Origin of the sequence: Methylovorus sp. MM2 (assembly GCF_001648895.1) — a bacterium.
Taxonomy (GTDB): Bacteria; Pseudomonadota; Gammaproteobacteria; order Burkholderiales; family Methylophilaceae; genus MM1.
In genome coordinates this window covers 780,894-798,199 of record NZ_LXUF01000001.1, presented here as the reverse complement: position 1 = coordinate 798,199, position 17,306 = coordinate 780,894, and the positions used below count along the sequence as shown (strand labels likewise).

Here is a 17,306-nt window from a genome sequence, read left to right as displayed (position 1 = left end):
ATGTTTGATAAAATTTAGCGCTTTCAGCCTAGTGCACGCCTTTTTCAATGGCGACTGAAATACGCTCTTTCGCTTGTGGGGCTAATCTTAAGTCTTCATCATGCTCAATTTGGCGAATCCCTGCTTTTATGCGCGCACGTATCTCATGTAGCTGCCGAGTGAATCTCCGGCAAACATCACATATCATCAAATGCATACGCAAATTGATACGTTCTCGCATATTTAATCGCCGATCAAGTGACTGCGAAATCAGCTGGCTGGCTTGTTTACAACTAAGCATTTAATCTTTGCCCATCCAATGTAATTCCAGACATTTCCTTAACCCCATTCGGGCGCGATATAACATCACCCATGCATTCGTCGCGGTAATCTCCAGTTCCTTACAAATTTTTTCGTTATCTTCTTCCAGCACTTCTCGCAACATAAAAAGACTGGCCAATTTTTTAGGTAATCTATCCATGCAGTCTTGCATGATGCCGAGAAACTGCTTTTGCTCCAGCGCGTCTTCAGGCGCATCCCATTGCTGGGGTTTATCATCCCAATGGCGTTTATCGATGGAAAAGTATTCCTCCATTCCCGGCTCATCTGGTAAAGCTTCTTCAGGATTTTCCAGTGGCTGCTCGCGCACCTGTTTGCGGATAAGATCGATGATCTTATGTTTCAGAATGCCTGTTAACCAAGTACGTGGCGCTGACTTACCTTCATAGGTTTGGTTTTGAATAGCAGCCAGCAAGGTCTCCTGCACAACATCTTCGGCCTGATGCGGATCACGTAATCGCGCAAGCGCAAAGCGATAGAGATAATCGCCATGCTCTACCAACCAGACGTGCTCTTGATTAGCCATTGACTTTAGCCTGCATGCACGCGATGTATGCTTCAGCATCTGGCGGCAATCCGCTACGTTGTGACTGCCAGATGGTCTCGGCCAGGCAATCCATCAAGTCATGTTGCGCCATCAAGACATCATCATACTTAGCAAGAAGTGACTGATATGCCGCCGAGATCCCCGGTGGCTGATTAATGGCGATTTGTTCAAGGATGGAGAGATGCAAACTCATATGCAGAAATGGATTGGTCTCGCCCATCTCAGGAAAATACGCCTGATCCAGATATCTTTCTGGTGCATTTAACACTGCATGGTACTCGGGGTGCATCTGAATGATTTCGATGGCGAGCTTCTCGATATCCGTTAACGCCGCTTGTTGCTGAAATTTTGCCCAAGTATCAAAAAAGAACTGGCGAACTTGATCTCGGCTTGGGTTGAATAAAGCCATATTAAATCCCTAAACGCTTAGGCAGCAGCGTCTCGGATTGCAACAATGTGAAGATCAAGAAACAGACTGACTTCATATTTCACTACGCGCGAATAGGCCAAGCACCGCAGAGTATTGCAACAACTCATTCACGCCATTGATCGGTGCGATCTCGCCATTGCCATAAAACCCGATAAAGGGCATATCGGGGAATTTTTCTTTTAACAACATGAGATCCCGATCTACACCATCGTAAAAATAAGGCCCGCGACCCAAACAGGAAAACATCAATCCAAAATCAGGCATTGTCTCAAGATCGGCGACTAATTTATTCACCACGTTTTCCAGATTATCTTGCGCTGCTTGCGTATCACGGATCGCCCATGATAAATACTGCCCTTCTTGCAAAGGCTTGGCAATTGTCACCGAGCCCTCATCGTCATTTACGCTGATCAACGTTGCTAGCTGGTAATCGCCGCGCGTAATCACCTCTGGATAGTCAGCAAAAACCGCCATCAAAAGATGTAAAGGTAAAGACTCATGCCCACGACAAGCCGCATGCAGCGATTGCAAGGCAGTGGTATCGCCTAAGCTTTGCACATCATGCCCATCAACCCTTGTAATCAATTGGGGCTTACCTAACAACTTGACATCATGCGCAGCAGATACCGCCGCATTCAGGCCGGAAAAAGCTGCTTCGCAATATCCGCTGACGATGCCCTTTGCATTCTGCCAGACAGAGAAAGGCCCCTGCCCTGTCGCATCGCCCGATACACCGCCAAAACGTATGCCTGAGGCGATGATACGGTTGGAATTGATCGCGTTGGGCGCGGCAAGTGCCAATACGATCTCCTGCTCAGGCCTTTCACTCACATGGTGGATACTGACACCATTACCGAACACCATGACGGCCGCAGCAGGCGCATCCAATACCCAATCCTGCTCTGTGAATATTCCCGGGGCTGAGCAACCGATCACTTGCGTACAGCTTGCTGCTTTGGCCGCGGCACGTATGGCAGGCAAAGGGTCATTGGCAAATTCGGATGTAAGAAACAGCAAGACACTGCTAGCTGTCGTGATATCTAACTGCTGCATCGCCTGCTCTACCGCAGTTGCAGCCAGTTGTGGATCGACTCGACGACCTATCGCCAAACCCGTTGCGGCTTGCATCAAATCTCTTTACCTTTGAACTCACACAGATCGAAAATCACACACTCTCCACACTTGGGTTTACGGGCAATACAGGTATAACGACCATGCAGGATAAGCAGGTGATGCGCATCATGCAAGTACTCCTTAGGGACTGCTTTCATCAGCCTCATTTCGACATCCAGCGGCGTCTTTCCCGGGGCCAATCCGATACGATTCCCAAGGCGAAATATATGGGTATCTACCGCGATTGTCGGCTGGCCAAAAGCCGTATTCAGGATAACATTCGCTGTCTTGCGCCCAACACCGGGTAGGCTTTCCAACGCTTCACGCGTATTAGGCACCTGCCCATCGTATCGTTCGACCAGAAGACGGCACGTCTCGATGATGTTCTTGGCCTTGCCGTGATAAAGACCAATCGTCCTGATATAGCGTTCCAAACCCTCAATACCTAAATCAAATATCGCTTGGGGCGTATTAGCTACCGGATATAATTTAGCGGTTGCAATATTGACGCCTTTATCTGTCGCCTGCGCAGATAATATCACTGCAATCAATAGCTCAAACACGCTGCTATGCACCAGCTCGGTAGCAGGCTCAGGGATCGCAATACTCAAGCGGCGAAATATCTCATGGCGGGTTACGGCATTCATTAACTATTCGCTTTATTTTCTTCAGGGCGCTTGTTGTCTTTCGGCATATTAGCGCGTGCCATCGCCGCCATAATCGCTGCTTTCTTAGGATCTTGCGCTGCCGATGCGGGTAGATTGGCATTTCTTTGCAAACGTTCAGACTCTTCGAGTTTTAGCCGTTGCAGTCTGGATTCATAACGTTCACGCGCTATATCTGCCGGTTTCTTCGCGCCAATATTGAGTATTGCTTCAAAAAACCAACCCGCTCTTTCAGGGTTTTCAAAGGGTGCCATGGTAATACAGTCCACTGGACAAGGGGCGATACAAAGCTCGCATCCGGTACACTCTTCGGCTATCACCGTATGCATATATTTAGCCGCACCGAGAATCGCATCGACAGGGCAAGCCTGAATGCATAATGTGCAACCGATACACACACTCTCATCAATCACTGCCAATGCCTTGGGCTTATATATCCCATGCTCAAGATTCAAAGGCTTATATTCACGTTTAAGTAGTTTTGCCAGCGCATGAATGCCTGCATCGCCACCCGGTGGACATTGATTAATATCCGCATCACCTTGCGCAATCGCCTCTGCATAAGGCTTGCATCCTGAATATCCACATTGCGTGCATTGTGTTTGCGGCAATATTGCATCTATGCGCTGAACCAAAACAGCAGCATCACGCCCCTGATGGGGGGTACGCGATTGCACAGCTACGGAAAAGTCAGTGAGCATGATGTTTTGCTATACAGGCGAAATTAAAAGATGTGCAAGTCATCAAACACATAACCAATTGTTATTATTGAATAAAAAATCACCACTTGATAGCAGTCAATCTAAGGCGATATCGATTCTGATGCATACCCAGTAGTTTACCATTCAAAATCACAGCGATTTATAGCACTTACACATGTAAAATAATGAATCTGTACAAAAACATATCTACATACTCAGTTTCAGCTAAAGCCAGTTTCGGTTAGAATATCCCGATTTAATTCATTCTAGGTTCATCATGCTGCAAGGCAGTTTTGTTGCCATCGTTACCCCCATGCTTGCCGATGGCGGCCTCGATCTTAAAGCATTACGCGCACTCATCGACTTCCACATTCAGGAAGGTACCGATGGGATTGTCATCGTCGGTACGACTGGCGAATCGCCTACCGTTGATTTTGATGAACATTGCTTATTGATCAGCACGACTATCGAGCAAGTCGCAGGCCGTGTACCAGTGATTGCAGGTACCGGCGCTAATTCAACGCAAGAAGCCATCCAGCTGACACAGAAAGCTAAAGAGCTTGGCGCAGATGCCTGCCTACTGGTTGCACCTTATTACAACAAACCGACACAAGAAGGTCTGTACCAACACTACCGCACAATCGCTGAGGCCGTAGATATCCCGCAGATACTTTATAACGTACCGGGCAGAACAGGTTGCGACATCAGCAATGACACAGCGCTAAGGCTCGCCAGCATCAAGAATATCATCGGCATCAAAGATGCAACAGGCAGTATCGAGCGCGGTACAGATCTGATATTGCGGGCGCCTAGCGATTTCGCGATAGTCAGTGGTGACGATGCAACAGGACTTGCATTGATGCTACTGGGCGCGCAGGGTGTCATTTCAGTCACGGCGAACGTTGCGCCAAGATTAATGCATGAGATGTGCGTTGCCGCGGCACAAGGTGACATTCAATCGGCACGCGAGATCAACGGCAAATTATTCGCCTTACACCAAAAATTATTTGTAGAAGCAAACCCGATTCCGGTTAAATGGGTGTTAGAAGAGATGGGGCTTATAGGCTCAGGCATTCGCTTGCCGCTTGTCACACTATCTTCGCAATATCACGATACGCTACGCAGCGCCATGAAAAAAGCCTCACTTTGATCGTCAATCATGATCGCAAGCATTCAGGGAAACAACATTTTAAGCTATGAGAAACCGCATGAACCAGACAGCTATCAGTAAATTAGCACTCGCTACGGTATTAACAGTATTGCTAAGTAGTTGCGACTCTATTCCCTTTGTCGATAACTCTTCCGACTACAAGGCCGCTGGTCGCTCACGCCCATTAGAAGTGCCGCCTGACCTGACTTCCATCTCGACTAGTGACACATACTCTGTACCTGGCGGCTCCACCACATACTCTAGCTACAGCCAAGGTCAGGATGCACAAGGCCCAGCAGAGGAAAAGATACTGGAAAACCCTGACAACGTTCGCCTCGAACGTGCAGGCTCGCAACGCTGGTTAGTGGTACAAGGCTCACCAGAAAAAATATGGCCCGCCATTCGTGATTTCTGGTCCGAGCTTGGTTTTGCTGTTCGCGTAGAAAATCCGCAAACAGGCGTGATGGAAACTGAATGGGTTGACCCATCAAACCTGACAAAAGATGACAAAGGCAATTACCTAGAGAAATTCCAAGGCTGGCTGGATAAACTCAATACCCTGCAGACTCGCCAAAAATTCCGTACCCGTATCGACCGCGGTGTCACTACAGATACGACTGAAATCTACTTAAGCCACCGCTCAGTTGCCAGCGCTCAGGACGATGGCAAGGTTCGCATCCGCACAATCGCCGGAGAAATTGAGCAAGGTTACGCACCAAGTAATGCTAAAGTCAGTAAAGCAGATGAAGCCCGCGCAACAGCGGAGGACATCGATGCAGAACTACTCCGCCGTTTAATGGTGCGTCTAGGTGTTTCTGAGCAGAAATCACGTGCAGTCATCAGTACGGCCAGCAACCAGCAACGCGCAAAACTAACTAAAGACAGTGATGGCACATTGAACCTCGTCGTCAATGATCCATTTGACCGGGCATGGCGTCGTGTAGGCTTAGCACTCGACCGTGTAGGGTTCTTGGTTGAGGATCGTGACCGCTCAAATGGATTATTCTTCGTGCGCTATACTGATCTTGATGCGACTGACGCACCGAATAAAAAGAAAGGCGTGCTTAGCTCCCTAAAATTCTGGGGGGATGAAGACAAAGACGCTGACAAAGCCGATGATAGCGCTACGAAAAAAGCAGACAAAGGCTCGTTCTGGGGAAGTGATGAGAAAGAAAAATCCACTCCTGAAAAACAATATCGCATCAGAGTAGAAGACAGCAATGCCAATGATACAAAAGTCACCGTGGTAGATAAAGATGGCAATCAGAATCGCTCTGCTACAGCGGGCCGTATCACCAATCTGCTTTACGAACAGCTGAAATAATCAATATAGCAACCATGCCCCAAAAACTCGCCGCTACCGCATGATGCGATTCGCCTCATTAGGTAGCGGCAGTGCTGGCAATGGCCTAGTGGTAGAAAAAAACACCACCAGACTGCTGCTGGATTGCGGGTTTGGCATACGCGATGCAGTGGCTCGCATAGAACGTCTAGCGCTCACACCAGAGACTCTATCCGGCATTCTGGTCACACATGAGCATGACGATCATGCAGGTGGTGTATTCAAACTAGCCAATAAATATCGCATTCCGGTCTGGCTGACATACGGCACGTTACAGATGACAGAACGCTTCTTGCCTAAAAACTGCGATTTCGACATCCATGTCATAGACAGCCACCAACCTTTTAGCATTGGCGATATGTTGGTTCACCCATTTCCTGTTCCACACGATGCACGTGAGCCAGTACAGTTTGTTTTTACTGATGGTGCGAAGAGATTCGGTGTGTTGACAGATACAGGCACATCCACTCCGCACATCGAGAGCATGCTGACGGCGTGTGATGCCTTGCTTATAGAGTGCAACCACGATCTCGATATGCTGATGAATGGGCCTTATACATGGTCACTCAAGCAACGCGTCAGTGGCCGACTTGGGCATTTGGATAATGCATCATCCGCAGCGATTTTACAAAGAATCGACACGAGCAAGCTACAACATATTCTGGCCGCCCATCTCAGCGCTAAAAACAATAGTGAAGCGATTGTAAGAAAAGTGATGAGTGCTGCATTGAACTGTGCAGAAGATTGGATAGGTATCGCCAATCAGGACACAGGCTTTGAATGGCGGCAAATTAGCTAGATTTAGCTACCTCCAGACAGTACATCTTTAGCGACACTAATAAAGCAAAAAGCCGACTTTAAGTCGGCTTTTTGCTTAGTTTGCGTTATTAAATAACGCTAGCTATTACTTAGCTTCAGCTGGAGCTGGAGTTTCAGCAGCTGGTGCTTCAGCTGGAGTTTCAGCAGCAGGAGCTTCTGGAGCTGGAGTTTCAGCAGCAGGAGCTGGTACTTCAGCAGCTGGTGCTTCAACAGCAGGAGCTTCAACTGGAGCTTCTTCTTCTTTTTGACCGCAAGCGGTAAGAGCAAGTGCAAGTAAAGCAGCTAACAGAGCGGAACGTGTCATTTTGTTTCCCTTAAAATAATCATAAATTAACCAGTTACGGCAACCATAGCTGGCGTTACCGAGTACAAAAATTCTACCAGCTCCGAGAAAAAAAAACAGCTTTTTTGTCTAATCTCTGGATATATTTATCAAATAATGTCTATTTTTTACTTAAATTTAAATCTAGCATGATGAGGTAAAGCTAATCATCCACTTTTATCATCAGCTTACTGCTACGGCTTTCACTGCCCTGCTGCTGACTTAATATCGCTCGACTCACATCATCTCGTGATTGCATATTACCACCGAGGTCAAACCACTCGCCCGGCTTGACTCTAACTACAGTCGAAAGCTCCTCAAAATCAATAAAGCCCATATTGTTAAGCTTGGCAATACGCGGTGTGATCTCGAGCTCGACCAAACCACCGATATGCCTTGGTCGTACAGCGAAGCCTGTGGTGATATCCCTGAAATCAGTTGTCTGGTAAGTGCTTAAATATCTTTGCGAAAACATCACCCATTGCTGGGTAAAAGGCACAGATTGACCTACACGAATAAAAGCACGTTCACCATCTACCACAGAGACGAACTCGCTTCCGCTTGATGATGTATTGCTTTGCCTTTGATTGAGGTCGATGCGTACACCATCGCGTCGCTCATAACTTTGAACACCTCCAACGCCGACACGGACATCGCCAATCCGGCCACTACCACTGACACCTCCACCAAGGCTATCCGATTGTCGGACATCATCGTGGCTAATCGTGATACGCATATTCTTACGTGCAGTATCTAATGAAGCAACGATCTCTTCTATCATTGCCAAACGTTCAGGTGTGGCTCGCACCCATAGTTGGTTATCGATAGCGCCAGCACTGCCCTCAGGCCCAACCATCTGTTGTACGGTAGGTAGGACATCATTGGCAAAACGATGTTGCAGGGTGATCATCCTGAACTCGACCTGCGCATTTGCCACAGCGCTCAGCATAAATAAAACACAAGCCAGAAATAGTTTTTTCATCGTATGCATCATAACCCCAAGGTGGTAGGAGAAACCGCTTCACCTGTCCACTCCCTTAGCTCATCAAAGCGCATATTGAGCATATTGGCTGTTTTTTCATCGTCGAATGCATACTTAAAACGTGCCTGATCGACATGAAAGCGTCGCAGATAGTGTTTTTGGTCGGCAATGATAAATATATCCTTAGCAACTTTCGCCTGTTCGGTCGTCTGATAAACCGACATCAAGTGCCCGTAAGTCTGCAAAAGCGCGAACAGCCGCGGGCAACGAGAGGTAAAGTAGGCGGTATCGTGCAGGATAATAATCAGTTTAGTGGTTGAGCCTTTAGAGAGAAAATCGCGAATCAACTCAAAACGCTTCAGACTTGCGTAATCCCCTTTTGACAAATCTTCATCGAATATCAACAGCTCGCTTTCAGCGCTGGCTATCACCAGATTTAAGGCTTCTCTATAATTGGCCTCGCCGAGGATGATTTCATCGGGAACCAACTCAGGTTTTTCTTCTGCCATCTATGCACTCCTAATATTATGGAAAGACTTATTGTTTGGAGAAAACCAAGTACCCGGATAAATACCACGCATGTAATTGTGTGACCAGCGCATTCGTATAAAAATCCTGTGGCGGTATCTTGCGTTGATTAGCCAGCATGCGAATAGCCTCAATATCCGCTGAAGCTTGCTCGACCAGTTCTCCATTAATAAAGCAATACTCTTCATGGAAGAGCATCTGACTTTTCAGACTTAGCTGAATGCCATTTTTTTTAAGCCGCTCAGTAAATATTTTCATGGTGATAGGCTTTGGCGTATCAAAAAAAACATCTGGCTTGGGCTCAGAAAGGTATTTACCCAAAAATCTGGCGACATCATGTTTATCCCAGCGGATATTGCTAAGTATGTTGTGAACCTTGTTTACCATCTGCGCGCTGATTTCGGCAGGCTGGTTTTGTAATTCCAAGTCGGGATCAGAATACATGTTGCCTGCACCACTTTGCATGCTGGCGATATCATCATGCAAAAAACTGAGAAATTCCTGCGTGAGCTCTTTTGCAGCAGGTGCTCGGAACCCGATCGAATACGTCATACAATCGCCAACGGCAATGCCCCAATGCGCAACGTGGGGGGGCAAATAAAGCATATCTCCAGCCTCCAGTAGATACTCTTGCTCTACCTGAAAATTCTCAAGAATACGTAGCGGCGCACCATCTACCAGTGAAAGGTCATCCTGCTCACTAACACGCCATAGCCGTTTACCTTGACCTTGCAGCAAGAATACATCGTATGAATCGAAATGCGGGCCGACACCACCGCCATCTGGCGCATAGCTCACCATGAGATCATCCAACCTTGCATGGGGGATGAAATCAAAGTGTTGCAAAAGATCAGTCGCTTCCTGCAAATGATGGTTCACACTTTGCACAAGCAATGTCCAGTTCGTTTCCGGTAATTTGGCAAAGCGGTTTTCCTCAAATGGGCCGCTTTCCAGTTTCCACTTGCCTCGTTGCTGTATCACCAAACGCGATTGCACCTCATCCTCACATGCCAATCCGGCTAATTCATTAGGGTCTAAAAGGCCTTGAAAACTTGGAATGGCTGCACGAATAAGCAGTGGTTTCTTCTGCCAGTAATCAGCTAAGAAGTGCTCGGGCGAGATACCACCAAGCAGGCTGGCTAATTGTTGTTTTTTATCTACATGGGCAAGATTTTTTTTCATATCGGCATGATAGCGCATTGCTTTATGCATGGATAAATGAGGTAGAATGAATTCATCTTAAGTAACGGCTCCCGCGCTATGTTGCAGCTTGATTCTCCTGCACCGGATTTTTCCCTACCTGACGCAGATATGGAGATGTTTAAACTTTCCAAACTCCGCGGCAAGAAAATAGTTCTGTATTTCTATCCGAAAGACGACACCCCAGGCTGTACGGTTGAAGCGATTGAATTCAGTGATCTTGAAGATGAATTCATCAAGCAAAACACGGTAGTTGTAGGCGTCAGTAAAGATGACTGCATCAGCCATGCAGCCTTTCGGGATAAACATGGTCTGGCCGTCATCCTACTAGCTGATGTGGATGGCAAGATATGCGAAAAATATAAAGTCTGGCAGGAAAAAGAAAAAGACGGCATCAAGAAGATGGGAATCGTACGCTCGACTTTCCTCATCGATAGCGAAGGGGTGTTACGCAGTATGCAATATGGTGTCGTGGCCAAAGGTCACGCACATGAAGTGCTGGGGTTAGTAAAAGACCTTAGTTAAATCATCATTTAGAACCAATGGATTAGTTGTAGTAATTTTTAAAAGTTAGGAAAAAAACATGCAAATCGCCATGAACACTGTTGTTACCATGACTTATGAACTCCGTGACTCGGAAGGTAACGTCTTAGAATCAAGTGCCGAGCCGGTCAATTATTTACATGGCGGCTATGACAATATCTTCCCAAAAGTGGAAGAAGAGTTGCACGGCAAATCTGCCGGTGACAGCATTGAGATCACATTAGAGCCTGCGGATGCATTTGGTGATTATGATGAGGATCTGGTACAAATGGAACCAGCTTCAGCATTCCCAAGCAAAGATTTAAAAGTCGGCATGCAGTTCGAAGGTGAAGACGACAGCGGTGAGGTGATTCTTTATACAATCACCAACATCGAAGATGGCAAGGTGATCGTGGATGGCAACCATCCTTGGGCGGGTGAGCGTGTATTGTTCAAGGCGACCATTACAGACGTACGCACGGCCGGTCAGGAAGAGATATCACACGGTCACGTACATGGCGCCGGTGGTCATCACCACTAGGCCTTAAAAATATTGGCCTCTTTAAAAGCACCAGTTTTATCTGGTGCTTTTTTACTCCTGTCATCTATAGCTGAATAACGCTTTGTAGAAAATTCAAAAAACAGCTGATACGCGCAGATAACCGCGTATTCTGGTAATAAACGGCATGCACAGGCTGAAAATGTTCGGCGGTATGCGCCTCAAGTATTGGGACTAATCGGCCACCAGCCACATCCTGATGCGTCATGAAGTTAGACAGGCAAACGATGCCAAGATCGCATAAGGCAAGCTCTCTTAGACTTTCCCCACTAGAGGCCGCGATATTCGGCACGATCTTATGCTGATTGCCTGATGCGCCAATCAACGGCCAATTATTCAATGATGCAGGTTCAGTGAACCCAAGCAGTGTGTGTCGTGAAAAATCATCGATCGTGGCAGGAATACCATATCTTGCTAGATAATTGGGGCTGGCAAGCAAGCGCAACTTACTCTTACCAAGTGAGCGTGCATGCAATGTCGAATCTTCCAGCGGGCCTATGCGTATCGCGATATCGGTGCGACGCTCAAGCAGATCAATTACAAGATCATCGGTATCCAGCTCAAGCTGGATATCAGGATATAAATCGCGAAAATCGCGCATATGAGGGATCACGCAGTGCACCATAAATGGTGTCGCTGTATTGACGCGCAATACGCCGGCAGGTCGTTGCCAGCGGAGCATCATCGACTCTTCAGCGCTATCGATAGATTGAATAATCTCGCGTGCCTGAACAAGGAATACCCTGCCCTCTTCCGTTAAATTAAGTCGCCTTGTCGTGCGATGCAGCAAGGTGACACCGAGTTTTTCTTCGAGCCGAGAGAGCGCTCGACTCACGCCGGATGTGGTTTGATCCAGATAATCGGCGGCCCTTGTAATCGAACCGACATCCGCAATCGCGACAAAGGCTTGTAATTCATCCGTGGTGATTTTCATTATTGATTAATATTCAATATTATTTTGTATATTTACCACTATAAACGCAAAAATAACATCTGCATAATGTCGCTATTAATTCGCCTATTTTTAACTTAAAAGAAAGCCCGACATCATGAAATTTGGTCTAGAGAATAAAACGGCATTAGTCACTGCATCATCTGGCGGCATAGGCTTGGAAATCGCGCGCTCTTTAGCAGCTGAAGGCGCAAAAGTGATCATCAATGGTCGCAGCATGTCCAACGTGCAAACAGCGATTGCTGACATATTAAGAACGAATCCAGATGCCAATCTTATTCCACTTGCAGCCGATAATGGTACAGCAGCAGGTTGCACAGAGACGATTAGCCAGATCAATGAGGTAGATATTCTGGTGAACAATTTGGGTATCTATGAAGCCGTTGGCTTTTTCGATGAAACTGATGAAGCCTGGCAGAATCTGTTTGAAGTGAACATCATGAGTGGCGTGCGCCTAACCCGCCATTATCTTGAAAAAATGATTCAAAAAGGAACTGGCCGTGTGATTTTCATCTCAAGTGAATCTGGCATCACGCCTGCGCCTGAGATGGCACATTACAGCGCGACAAAGACGATGCAATTAGGCATCTCGCGTGCATTGTCTGAACTGACCAAAGGCACACAAGTGACAGTGAATTCCGTACTGCCCGGCCCGACCAGAACAGAAGGCGTTGAGAAGTTTATTCAAGGCATATTCCCTGATGTGCCATTGAAAGAGGCTGAGAAGAAGTTCATCGCCGAGAATCGCCCAAGCTCGTTGATTCAACGTTTGATCGACCCAAAAGAGATCGGTGACATCGTGGCATTCGTAACCAGTGATCGCGCATCTATCATCAATGGTTCGACGATTCGTGCGGAAGGTGGCTTAGTTAGAACCATTACCTAAGCTAGAACGAAGCCAAGCCAAAATAGTTTTGAGCCTAGAGCAACCCTTTCAAGCGATAGAGGGCTTCCAGCGCCTGTTTAGGGGTGAGCTCATCGGGCTCGATGGTTTCAAGTTCATTGACTACCGGGTGACCTGTCGGCTCTGGTGTACTTTCAGCGGCAACGAACATATCACCCTGTGGGCCAGCTGTTAGATTTTGTTGCTCTAATTGAGTAAGTTTACGTTTAGCAGCAGCCACCACTGATTTTGGCACCCCTGCGAGTTGCGCGACTTGCAGGCCATAACTCCGGCTAGCCGGGCCATCCTGCACACTGTGCAGGAATACGATGCCATTACCATGTTCAACCGCATCGAGGTGAACGTTCACTGCTTGCTTGAATTCCTCGACGATACGCGTCAACTCGAAATAATGCGTAGCAAACAAGGTATAGCTACGGTTCTTTTCCAATAACTGCTTGGCTACTGCCCAAGCCAGCGCAAGACCATCAAACGTCGATGTACCGCGACCAATCTCATCCAACAGCACAAGGCTATGTTCGGTTGCATTGTGCAGAATATTGGCAGTCTCCGTCATTTCCACCATAAAAGTAGAACGTCCACCAGCCAAGTCATCTGATGCCCCAATGCGCGTGAATATGCGGTCTATCTTGCCGATCTTTGCGACGGTAGCAGGGACGAAACAGCCACAATGCGCCAGCAATACGATCAAGGCTGTTTGACGCATATAAGTAGATTTACCGCCCATATTCGGACCGGTGATCAGCAGCAACTGTCGATAAGGAGACAAGATGACATCGTTAGGGATAAACGGCTGGGCGATCTGCTCGACAACAGGGTGACGGCCGCCTTTGATCGTAATACCTGCTTCACTGACGAACTCTGGCGCAACGTAATTGAGTGCTTCAGCGCGCTCTGCAAAAGCGCCCAACACATCAAGCGTGGCGACCGCCATTGCATTAGCCTGCAATGTCTGAATATGCGGTGCCAGCTGATTCAGCAGAATTTCATAGAGATATTTCTCACGCGCCAACGCCCGATCATTTGCCGACAGGACCTTATCCTCAAACGTCTTTAGCTCAGGCGTAATGAATCGCTCAGCGTTTTTAAGTGTTTGGCGACGTCGATATTCAGCTGGCGCATTCTCAGCCTGCGCGCGGCTTATCTCGATATAAAAACCATGCACACTGTTATATTCGACCTTTAGATTGGCGATGCCAGTACGCGCCTTTTCTTCAGCCTCGAATTTCAGCAGGAAATCACCGCAATTGGTCTGTATGCCACGTAATTCATCCAGTTCAGCATCAAAACCATCAGCGATTACCCCGCCCTCACGCAGTACAGAGGATGGCTCCAGCTGAATCGCGCTTTGTAACAGACCAATCACTGCCTCAGGAACCTGTGAATCAGCCAACAAGGAGGCAAGCAGCGGAGATGTGGTTTGCGCAAGCGCAGCATGTAACAGCGGTAATTGCTTGAGACTTTCGCGCAAGCCGGAAAGATCGCGTGGCCGTGCTGTTTTTAATGCAATGCGAGCAGTGATACGTTCAATATCGCCTACTGGATTTAAGACCTGCCTTAAACCAGCATATGCAGATTTTTCAAGCAATGTGCTGACAACATGGTGACGTGCTGTGATGTGCGCATGGTCACGTAATGGGTGGTGCAACCATTGTCGCAATAGACGTGCACCCATCGCGGTCTGCGTGCTATCGAGCAATGAATATAGCGTGGGCGATGGTTCACCACGCAAGGTCTGATCTATTTCAAGATTACGGCGTGTTGCTGCGTCTAACTGAATGTAGTGGCTAGCCTGCTCTACAGTCAGGCCATTGATATGCGGTAACGTAGTGCGCTGGGTATGTTTGATGTAATCGAGCAAGGCGCCAGCGGCGCTTATTGCAGGCGCAAGGTCAGCGCAACCATATCCATCAAGATCATAAGTATTGAATTGCTTAGTAAGACTTTGCGTCGCTGAGTCGATATCGAACTGCCAAGGCGCAAGGCGTTTTTTTGAGCACTTGATAAGATCAAGCGCTGCATGAGAAAAATCATCAGGAATGAGCAACTCGGCAGGCGAGATACGCTCAAGCTCCTGCATCAACAAGCCGGGAGCGATCTCACTGAGTACAAACTGTCCGGAAGCGAGATTGATACGCGCCAATCCAAGCAAGCCCTCCCCGGGATATATCGCTAAAAGCAGGTTATCGCGTCTATCATCCAGCAAAGCACTATCAGTTAGCGTTCCCGGTGTCAGGATACGGGTTACCTGACGCTCGACCGGTCCTTTGCTGGTTTTAGGGTCGCCTATCTGTTCACAAATAGCGACTGCCTCACCCAGCTTGGCGAGCTTAGCCAGATATTGCTCAACAGCGTGGTATGGCACACCTGCCATTTTGATAGGTTCACCATTCGATGCGCCACGTTTTGTCAGCGTGATGCCTAAAAGTCGTGAGACCTTCTCTGCGTCTTCATGGAAGAGTTCGTAAAAATCCCCCATGCGATAGAACAGCAACATATCCGGATGCTGTGCCTTAAGTCCAAGATACTGGCGCATCATGGGCGTATGCTGCTGCAGGTTTTCTGAATCCATGAGGGCTTAGAGATGCAGTCTGATAATTTTAAACAGCAGGCTTGGTCTTAAGGGTATCTGTCAAATGCGGCGCCAAAGTCTGTAGCATCTGGGCAAATACTTTGGGGTTACCCGCAACGATATTACCGCTGTTGATCCACTCTTCGTTGCCCTCAAAATCACCTACGATACCGCCAGCCTCTTGAATCAAAAGCGCTCCTGCCGCGATATCCCATTTTGAGAGACCAATCTCCCAGAAACCATCGAACCAGCCAGCAGCCACGTAAGCAAGATCAAGTGCCGCAGAACCTGGGCGACGGATACCTGAGGACTTCTTCACCATATCCTTGAACATCGCCAAGTAAGTATCAAGATGCGAGAAGTCACGAAATGGGAAACCTGTGCCGATCATCGAATCTTGCAGTTTTGAACGATTACTCACGCGAATACGTTTGTCATTGAGGAAAGCACCGCGGCCACGGGTTGCCGTGAACAGATCATTACGATTAGGGTCGTAAACAACCGCTTGCGTCAACACGCCCTTTTGCATCAATGCAATAGAGATAGAATATTGAGGGAAGCCATGCAGGAAGTTGGTCGTACCATCCAGAGGATCAATGATCCAGACATTCTCTGCATCGGTACGGTCATGCCCACTCTCTTCACCTAAAAAGCCATGGTCAGGATACGCATCGCGCAATACTTCGATGATCGCACGTTCAGCAGCCTGATCGACTTCAGTCACAAAGTCGTTATAAGTCTTGGTTTGAATCTTCAACGCGCCCACATCCTGCGATGCGCGGTTGATAATGCTACCGGCGCGGCGCGCGGCTTTTACTGCATTGGTGAGAATAGGATGCATAGATTTTCCGTGTCGGCTCCTGTCCGATTAAACAGGAAGCACTTTTAAAGAACTGTTAAAATGCTATTTTAAAGCTTTATGCCATGACTTCCAAATCAGAATCACTTAATAATATCCGCATCGTGCTATGCCAACCCAGCCACCCTGGGAATATTGGCTCAGCGGCACGTGCCATGAAAACCATGGGCATCTCACAGCTATGCTTGGTAGCGCCTGAGAAATTTCCGCATGATGAAGCCAACGCCCTCGCGTGCGGCGCAGTTGATTTATTGGAAAACGCCCAGATATTCAACTCACTTGAAGAAGCTTTGACAGGCTGTACTTTAGTGATTGGTTTAAGCGCACGTAAAAGGCAGCTTTCACACGAACTGGTGCAGATACATGAAGCGGCAAACCGTGCATGGAATATCGCACAAGACCAAAAAGTAGCGCTGGTATTCGGCACAGAGATGAGTGGGCTTTCCAACGCGGAGCTGGATCTATGCCAATTGCTAGCGATGATCCCGACCAACCCTGATTTCAGCTCGCTCAACCTTGCCGCCGCAGTACAAGTCGTTTGCTATGAATTAAGAATGGCATCGTTACAAGATGCAGCATCTACCATCGCTGCAGCACCAATGCCATTAGCAACAAGCGATGACACAGAAGGCCTTTATCGACATCTTGAAGAAACCTTGGTGAAGATCGGCTTTCTTAACCCGGCAGAACCAAAAAGATTGATGCAGCGCATTCGTCGTATGTATGCACGCACCAAGCTTGAAAAAGAAGAAGTGAATATTTTACGTGGAATCCTTACACTAACGCAGCACCCACGCCCACCAGAAAATAAGTAATAAAAA

The 17,306-nt window shown here is 47.6% G+C and carries 20 protein-coding genes; 7 read left to right on the top strand and 13 right to left on the bottom strand.

Annotated elements, in window-relative coordinates; all coding sequences use genetic code 11:
• Positions 1-28: 28 nt before the first annotated feature.
• From A7981_RS03665 to rsxB, 6 genes are all read right to left on the bottom strand, one after another.
• Positions 29-280, bottom strand: coding sequence for a zf-HC2 domain-containing protein (locus A7981_RS03665; protein ID WP_067264154.1), 252 nt, complete (start codon positions 278-280; stop codon positions 29-31).
• A complete protein-coding gene (locus A7981_RS03660) occupies positions 281-844 on the bottom strand; it encodes a sigma-70 family RNA polymerase sigma factor (RefSeq protein ID WP_067264151.1) in 564 nt (187 codons plus the stop codon).
• Positions 837-1,274: a DUF1841 family protein gene (locus tag A7981_RS03655; RefSeq protein WP_067264148.1), complete on the bottom strand. Its 438-nt coding sequence runs from the start codon at positions 1,272-1,274 to the stop codon at positions 837-839. The genes A7981_RS03660 and A7981_RS03655 overlap by 8 nt, the downstream gene beginning before the upstream one ends.
• 72 nt (positions 1,275-1,346) lie before the next feature.
• A complete protein-coding gene (locus A7981_RS03650) occupies positions 1,347-2,423 on the bottom strand; it encodes an FIST C-terminal domain-containing protein (protein WP_067264144.1) in 1,077 nt (358 codons plus the stop codon).
• Positions 2,423-3,055, bottom strand: coding sequence for an endonuclease III (nth, locus tag A7981_RS03645; protein ID WP_067264142.1), 633 nt, complete (start codon positions 3,053-3,055; stop codon positions 2,423-2,425). The genes A7981_RS03650 and nth overlap by 1 nt, the downstream gene beginning before the upstream one ends.
• On the bottom strand, positions 3,055-3,774 hold the full coding sequence (gene rsxB / locus A7981_RS03640; RefSeq protein WP_082889201.1) for an electron transport complex subunit RsxB: 720 nt from the start codon (positions 3,772-3,774) through the stop codon (positions 3,055-3,057). The genes nth and rsxB overlap by 1 nt, the downstream gene beginning before the upstream one ends.
• A gap of 277 nt (positions 3,775-4,051) precedes the next feature.
• Between rsxB and dapA the strand changes: the two genes are divergently transcribed.
• From dapA to A7981_RS03625, 3 genes are read left to right on the top strand one after another with little or no spacing between them, the layout of a single operon-like run.
• The gene (gene dapA / locus A7981_RS03635; RefSeq protein WP_067264139.1) at positions 4,052-4,924 is read left to right on the top strand and encodes a 4-hydroxy-tetrahydrodipicolinate synthase; all 873 of its coding nucleotides are present in this window, start codon (positions 4,052-4,054) and stop codon (positions 4,922-4,924) included.
• 46 nt (positions 4,925-4,970) lie between these two features.
• The gene (gene bamC, locus A7981_RS03630) at positions 4,971-6,248 is read left to right on the top strand and encodes an outer membrane protein assembly factor BamC (protein WP_254258490.1); all 1,278 of its coding nucleotides are present in this window, start codon (positions 4,971-4,973) and stop codon (positions 6,246-6,248) included.
• Between the two features lie 43 nt (positions 6,249-6,291).
• Positions 6,292-7,065 carry an MBL fold metallo-hydrolase gene (locus A7981_RS03625; RefSeq protein ID WP_067266476.1) on the top strand — a complete coding sequence of 258 codons (774 nt, stop codon included), beginning with the start codon at positions 6,292-6,294 and terminating at the stop codon, positions 7,063-7,065.
• Between the two features lie 105 nt (positions 7,066-7,170).
• Here A7981_RS03625 and A7981_RS03620 read toward each other — a convergent pair whose 3' ends face one another.
• The 4 genes from A7981_RS03620 to A7981_RS03605 form a co-directional block, all read right to left on the bottom strand.
• Positions 7,171-7,389 (bottom strand): hypothetical protein, encoded by a 219-nt coding sequence (locus tag A7981_RS03620; protein ID WP_067264133.1) that lies wholly within the window; start codon positions 7,387-7,389, stop codon positions 7,171-7,173.
• Between the two features lie 181 nt (positions 7,390-7,570).
• On the bottom strand, positions 7,571-8,389 hold the full coding sequence (locus A7981_RS03615; protein ID WP_067266474.1) for a secretin N-terminal domain-containing protein: 819 nt from the start codon (positions 8,387-8,389) through the stop codon (positions 7,571-7,573).
• Between the two features lie 8 nt (positions 8,390-8,397).
• Positions 8,398-8,898 carry a hypothetical protein gene (locus tag A7981_RS03610; RefSeq protein WP_067264130.1) on the bottom strand — a complete coding sequence of 167 codons (501 nt, stop codon included), beginning with the start codon at positions 8,896-8,898 and terminating at the stop codon, positions 8,398-8,400.
• A 28-nt stretch (positions 8,899-8,926) separates the two neighbouring features.
• Complete coding sequence (locus tag A7981_RS03605) at positions 8,927-10,099, bottom strand: cupin domain-containing protein (RefSeq protein WP_067266471.1); 1,173 nt, start codon at positions 10,097-10,099, stop codon at positions 8,927-8,929.
• Between the two features lie 78 nt (positions 10,100-10,177).
• Here A7981_RS03605 and A7981_RS03600 point away from each other — a divergent pair, with 78 nt between their 5' ends.
• Both A7981_RS03600 and A7981_RS03595 read left to right on the top strand, forming a co-directional pair.
• Positions 10,178-10,642, top strand: a complete 465-nt coding sequence (locus A7981_RS03600; RefSeq protein ID WP_067264126.1) for a peroxiredoxin — start codon at positions 10,178-10,180, stop codon at positions 10,640-10,642.
• 58 nt (positions 10,643-10,700) lie between these two features.
• The gene (locus A7981_RS03595) at positions 10,701-11,180 is read left to right on the top strand and encodes a peptidylprolyl isomerase (protein WP_067264123.1); all 480 of its coding nucleotides are present in this window, start codon (positions 10,701-10,703) and stop codon (positions 11,178-11,180) included.
• A 64-nt stretch (positions 11,181-11,244) separates the two neighbouring features.
• Here A7981_RS03595 and A7981_RS03590 read toward each other — a convergent pair whose 3' ends face one another.
• Positions 11,245-12,132 (bottom strand): LysR family transcriptional regulator, encoded by an 888-nt coding sequence (locus tag A7981_RS03590; RefSeq protein WP_067264121.1) that lies wholly within the window; start codon positions 12,130-12,132, stop codon positions 11,245-11,247.
• Between the two features lie 115 nt (positions 12,133-12,247).
• Between A7981_RS03590 and A7981_RS03585 the strand changes: the two genes are divergently transcribed.
• Entirely contained in the window at positions 12,248-13,036 is a 789-nt protein-coding gene (locus A7981_RS03585; RefSeq protein WP_067264119.1) for an SDR family NAD(P)-dependent oxidoreductase, read from the top strand.
• A 34-nt stretch (positions 13,037-13,070) separates the two neighbouring features.
• Here A7981_RS03585 and mutS read toward each other — a convergent pair whose 3' ends face one another.
• Together mutS and A7981_RS03575 are read right to left on the bottom strand one after the other, a co-directional pair.
• Complete coding sequence (mutS, locus tag A7981_RS03580; RefSeq protein WP_067264116.1) at positions 13,071-15,626, bottom strand: DNA mismatch repair protein MutS; 2,556 nt, start codon at positions 15,624-15,626, stop codon at positions 13,071-13,073.
• A 28-nt stretch (positions 15,627-15,654) separates the two neighbouring features.
• Complete coding sequence (locus A7981_RS03575) at positions 15,655-16,467, bottom strand: inositol monophosphatase family protein (protein WP_067264114.1); 813 nt, start codon at positions 16,465-16,467, stop codon at positions 15,655-15,657.
• Between the two features lie 83 nt (positions 16,468-16,550).
• On the opposite strand from A7981_RS03575, the gene A7981_RS03570 reads away from it, so the two are divergent.
• Positions 16,551-17,300: an RNA methyltransferase gene (locus A7981_RS03570; protein ID WP_067264112.1), complete on the top strand. Its 750-nt coding sequence runs from the start codon at positions 16,551-16,553 to the stop codon at positions 17,298-17,300.
• Positions 17,301-17,306 lie beyond the last annotated feature (6 nt).